Origin of the sequence: Asticcacaulis sp. (assembly GCF_035497195.1) — a bacterium.
Taxonomy (GTDB): Bacteria; Pseudomonadota; Alphaproteobacteria; order Caulobacterales; family Caulobacteraceae; genus Asticcacaulis.
On record NZ_DATJDZ010000003.1, the window covers coordinates 1 to 4,907 of the forward strand.

At 62.6% G+C, this 4,907-nt stretch carries 4 protein-coding genes; 2 read left to right on the top strand and 2 right to left on the bottom strand.

Annotated features, from left to right (window positions below; translation table 11 throughout):
• Together VL130_RS00800 and VL130_RS00805 are read left to right on the top strand one after the other, a co-directional pair.
• Positions 1 to 1,296, top strand: a protein-coding gene (locus tag VL130_RS00800; protein ID WP_414636185.1) for an IS3 family transposase whose coding sequence is annotated in 2 segments (ribosomal slippage) — positions 1 to 281 and positions 281 to 1,296 — 1,297 coding nt annotated over the 2 segments. Because the reading frame shifts where the segments join, the coding sequence is not laid out codon by codon here. This gene is flagged as partial in the annotation.
• 102 nt (positions 1,297 to 1,398) lie between these two features.
• A complete protein-coding gene (locus VL130_RS00805; RefSeq protein WP_325360090.1) occupies positions 1,399 to 1,779 on the top strand; it encodes a hypothetical protein in 381 nt (126 codons plus the stop codon).
• A 96-nt stretch (positions 1,780 to 1,875) separates the two neighbouring features.
• On the opposite strand, the gene VL130_RS19465 is transcribed toward VL130_RS00805, so the two are convergent.
• On the bottom strand, positions 1,876 to 2,124 hold the full coding sequence (locus VL130_RS19465) for a DDE-type integrase/transposase/recombinase (RefSeq protein WP_414636186.1): 249 nt from the start codon (positions 2,122 to 2,124) through the stop codon (positions 1,876 to 1,878).
• 550 nt (positions 2,125 to 2,674) lie between these two features.
• Positions 2,675 to 4,907: nitric-oxide reductase large subunit (locus tag VL130_RS00810; RefSeq protein WP_325360092.1), on the bottom strand; the 2,233-nt coding region annotated here is incomplete at its 5' end.

The window sequence follows — 4,907 nt, forward strand, 5'->3', positions numbered from 1 at the left end:
CCGGCGACAGACCCGCCGGCACTTCTCGGCCGAGGACAAGATCCGTATCGTGCTAGATGGCCTGCGCGGCGAGGACAGCATTGCGGAGCTGTGCCGCAAGGAAGGCATTGCCCAGAGCCTGTATTATACCTGGTCCAAGGAGTTCATGGAGGCCGGCAAGCGCCGCCTGGCCGGCGACACCGCCCGTGCCGCGACCAGCGGCGAGGTGCAGGATCTGCGGCGCGAAGCCCGCGCCCTGAAGGAATGCGTGGCCGACCTGACGCTCGAGAACCGCCTGCTCAAAAAAAGCATGATCGCGGATGGGGGCGACGACGAATGAGGTATCCGGCATCCGAAAAGCTCGAGATTATCAGGATCGTTGAGCAGTCGCACCTGCCCGCCAAGCGCACGCTGGACCAGCTCGGCATTGCCCGCCGGACATTCTATCGTTGGTACGACCGCTACCTCGATGGCGGCCCGGAGGCGCTGGCAGATCGACCCTCGGCGCCGAGCCGGGTGTGGAACCGCATCGCGCCCGAGGTGCAGAAGCAGATCGTCGAAATGGCGCTGGATTACAGCGAGTTGTCACCGCGCGAGCTGGCCGTGCGGTTCACCGACGAGAAGCGCTACTTCGTGTCCGAAGCCACGGTTTACCGACTGTTGAAGGCCCATGACCTGATCACCAGCCCGGCCTATGTCGTGATCAAGGCCGCCGATCAGTTCCACACCAAGACCACGCGGGCGAACGAGATGTGGCAAACTGACTTCACCTACTTCAAGATCATCGGCTGGGGCTGGATGTACCTGTCGACCGTGCTCGACGACTTCTCGCGCTACATCATCGCATGGAAGCTGTGCACCAACATGCGGGCCGAAGATGTAACCGACACGCTGGACCTCGCCCTCAAGGCCTCGGGCTGCGACAGCGCCGCGGTGCTGCACAAACCCAGGCTGCTCAGCGATAACGGCCCCAGCTACATCGCGGGTGAACTGGCGGAATACATCGAGGCCCGGAAGATGAGCCATGTGCGCGGCGCGCCGATGCACCCCCAGACCCAGGGCAAAATCGAGCGCTGGCACCAGACCCTGAAAAACCGCATCCTGCTGGAGAACTACTTCCTGCCCGGCGACCTTGAGGCTCAGATCGAGGCCTTCGTCGAGCACTACAATCACCAGCGTTATCACGAGAGCCTGAGCAACGTGACGCCCGCCGACGCCTACTTCGGCAGGGCAGCGTCCATCCTAAAACAGCGCGAAAGGATCAAGCGACAGACCATCGAGCATCGGCGCTTGCAACACCGCAAGCTCGCCGCCTAAAACTAAACCCCAGGCGAGGCCCACACTCCGCTAATCTACGCCCCGAGTTGTGCCGAATGTTCTGACGACGGACATGCGCAAGATAACGCATCGCGCATCGGAATGTCGCTGGCTGACGGTCCCGAAGGCCCCTGGGAACCCACCGAAGATCCCTTCACCATCCGCGAGCGTGCGTGGGACAATTGGCATCTATCCACCGGCCCGATCGTCAACCGCGACGGCGAGCTACCGGTCATGTTCTACAACGGCGCCACCGCCGACGCACGCTGGCGGATCGGCTGGATCGCCTTCGACGAGAACTTTTCGCGCATAGTTGATCGCTGCATCGAGCCGATGCTGATCCCTCCGCCGCCCAAGCAGCGAGCCGGGGCCGATATCGCCTTCGCCGCATCATGCCTCGACGATGGAGAGCAGATTCACATGTATTATTCGCTGGAAGACCGAGTGTTGCGGAGGGCCTGTATTCGGCGGTATAAGGGCTGAACTGAGTGGTCTGAGCCCCGAGGTTCCTCCACGGTGCCGTCAGTCTGATGCAACCCGCTCTCCGCTGGGCACAACACCCCCATTCTCCTCGTTCTCTCAGGCCGCAATTTCTCTCCACTCGGCCAAGGCGGCCGAGCGGCGCTGCTCGTTGCCGAGCTTACGCATGGCGGCAGGATAGGATTTCAGCCCGTCAGTGACGATGGCCTCCGCCTGGCCGTGCCGCTTCAGGGCCTTGCGGATGAACCGCAGAGCCGCAGCTTTGTTGCGTGTTTTGGTGACGTAGGATTCCAGGACCTCGCCCTCGTGATCGACCGCCCGCCACAGGTAATGGGTGTCGCCGTTGATGTTGGCTCCGCCGCCCTTCGGGTCACGTAGACCTCATCGAGGTGCCACTTCCAGTGGCGGAAGCCCTGCATGCGGCTGACCCGCTGCCGGCGGATGTCGTCGGCGGACCAAATCTGTTCCACCAGAGCCGCACCGTCTCGTGGCACACGTCAATGCCGCGCTCGAACAGCAGGTCCTCGACGTTCCGCAGGCTGAGCGGGAACCGAACGTACATCAGGACCACGAGCGGGATCACCTCAGGCGAGGAGTGAAAGTACCGGAACGGATTGGCGGGCTTGCGCGGGCGGGGCATGCCCCTACCCTGCTCCAGCCCTCATCGCCACCGGGTGCGATCCCTTTGACAGTGCGCTCTGACAAGACCAGCTACGCCGCTCGGCTGCCCTGGCCGAGTGGCAGTTGCTTATGGCCTGAGGTATGAGCGTCCTAGCGGTAGCTGCGCCCAGTGGATGCGGGTTCGCATCAGACTGACACCTCTAGCCTGTCGGCAATTTTGCTCTGACAACGCCCTTGCCTGCTATGTTGTAATCAGGTTCTTGCCTGCCAATTCCTTTCAGCTTTCACCGGTCGATGATCGGATTTGCGGCATGGGTATGGGGCGCCGCCAAAGGCTGGCATAGCCCCAGGTCACCGCCACAACCAATGGGACGACGCCAGCGAACATGAAAATCAGATCGCCCGGCATGCGCAGCCATTCCAAAAGGCGCGGCAGCGGCGCGCCGGTGAAGGCCAGTTCGCGCGCATACCAGTAACCGTTCTCGATCACGGCGTGGAGTTGGAGCAGCCCACCCGGCAGCAGGCTGAGCAGGATCATCAGCGCGAGGCCGATATTCAATCCCCAGAAGGCGATGGCGATCAGCCGCGAGATCCGTTGCCAGACCGCCTCCTGAACCGATTCGCGCAGGACGAACACCATCAAGGCGATGCCGAGCATGCCGAACACGCCCATCAGCGCAGCGTGGCCATGGTTGGGCGTCAAGATCGTCCCCACCTCATAATAGCTGACGATGGGCGTGTTGATGAGGAAGCCGAACACGCCAGCGCCGAGGAAATTCCAGAAACCGACCGCCATGATGAACATGAAGGTCCAGCGGTGACGCTTGACGATGGATTCCTTCCCTTTCGTCGTGCGGACGAACGACCAGGCATCCAGCGTGATCATCGTCAACGGCACCACCTCCAGTGCTGAGAACACCGCAGAAAGCGCCATGTTGGCCTCGGTCTGGCCGGTCCAGTACCAATGATGGCCCGTACCGATCAGCCCGCCGCCGAAGTAGAGGATGGCGTCGAGGTAAATGGTCCGCAGCGCGGTGAGGCGGTGCACCAGCCCCATCTTGTAGAACAGGATCGCGACGATGACGGTGACGAAGAACTCGAAAAAGCCCTCCACCCACAGATGGATGATCCAGAAGCGCCAGGCATCGACGATCGTGTAATTGGTCTCCGACCCGAAAAAGAGCGCCGGCAGATAGAACATCGGAATGGCGAAGCCGGCGAGCAGGAAGAAGCGGGCGAAGGACCGCCGCTCCGGATCGCGCAGCGCGGGCGACACCGCCCGCCACAAGAGGACGAACCAGATGCACAGGCCGACGATCAGCAGCAATTGCCAGAACCGGCCGAGTTCGAGATACTCCCAGCCCTGATTTCCGATCCAGAACCACGAACGCGGGAACCACTGCAGGATGCCAGCCCACTCGCCGAGCATGCTGCCCACGATGACGATCGCGAAGGCGCCAAACAGTAAATGGATGGCGAGGCGCTGACGGGGCGGCGTCTTCCCGCCCAGCAATTCCGCGACGAACAGAGCGCCCGCGACGAAGCTGGTCGCGATCCAGAACAGCGCCGACTGCAGGTGCCAGGTCCGCATCAGGTTGCTGGGAAACCAGGCAGCGAGGTCAAAGCCATAGAAATTGCCCGGGTCTGCCCGATAATGGGCAATCGCCGCGCCGAAGAACACCTGGCCGAGCAGCAGGACGGCGGCCACGCTCATATATTTGACAGTGGCGCGCTGCGCGTCGCTGATGACCCATTTCTCCATGGGCGCCGGCGTTCCGTGCCAGCCCAGATAGTCGAACCGGCCGAAAGCGAGCAGCGCCAGCGCGGTGCCGCCGAGCAGGGCGATGAAGCTGAGCGCGCTCCAGATAAGCGCCGAAGCGGTCGGACGATTGCCCGCAAGCGGATCATAAGGGAAATTATTGGTGTAGGAGTGCCCCGTCCCCGGTCGTTCCGCAACCGAAGCCCAAGCTGCCCAACCGAAGAAGGCGGTCAGTTGGCGCAGTTCGCCCTTGTCGGTGATGAGGCCGGGGGCGAGGCCGCCATTGCGCTCGGGATGTTCGAAATAACTGGCCCAGCGGCGTTGCTGCTGACTGAATGCGGTGACGCCGGCGGGTGGCAGGGTAAGTGTGGCCGTCGCCGGGTCGTAACGGTTGACGCGCAGGTGCAGCGCAACCTCGCCGTCGATGGCGGCGCGGTCGGCTGGTGTCAGGGGCTTATAAGCTTTGCCAAAACGGGTCTGGGCGCGTTCCTCCGCGACGGCGAGCGCCCAGGCGTGAAGATAGGATGCGCTGAAATCAGGTCCGAGATAACCGCCATGCCCCCAGATCGAGCCGTTGTCCATGAGGCCGTATTTGAGGAAGACCTGTTGGCCACCGCGAATATCGGCGCCGGTGAAAACGGTTTGCCCGCCCGAAGCGACGACCCGCTCGGGAACGGGCGGCGCGTTGGTGTAGGTCTTGACCATCAACAGGGCGAGTACACTGAACCCCAGCACCATGGTGATAATCACG

Excerpts from the sequence above, each read along its gene's own strand:
- VL130_RS00805 (WP_325360090.1), top strand. The coding sequence starts at position 1,399 with ATGTCGCTGGCTGACGGTCCCGAAGGCCCCTGGGAACCCACCGAAGAT.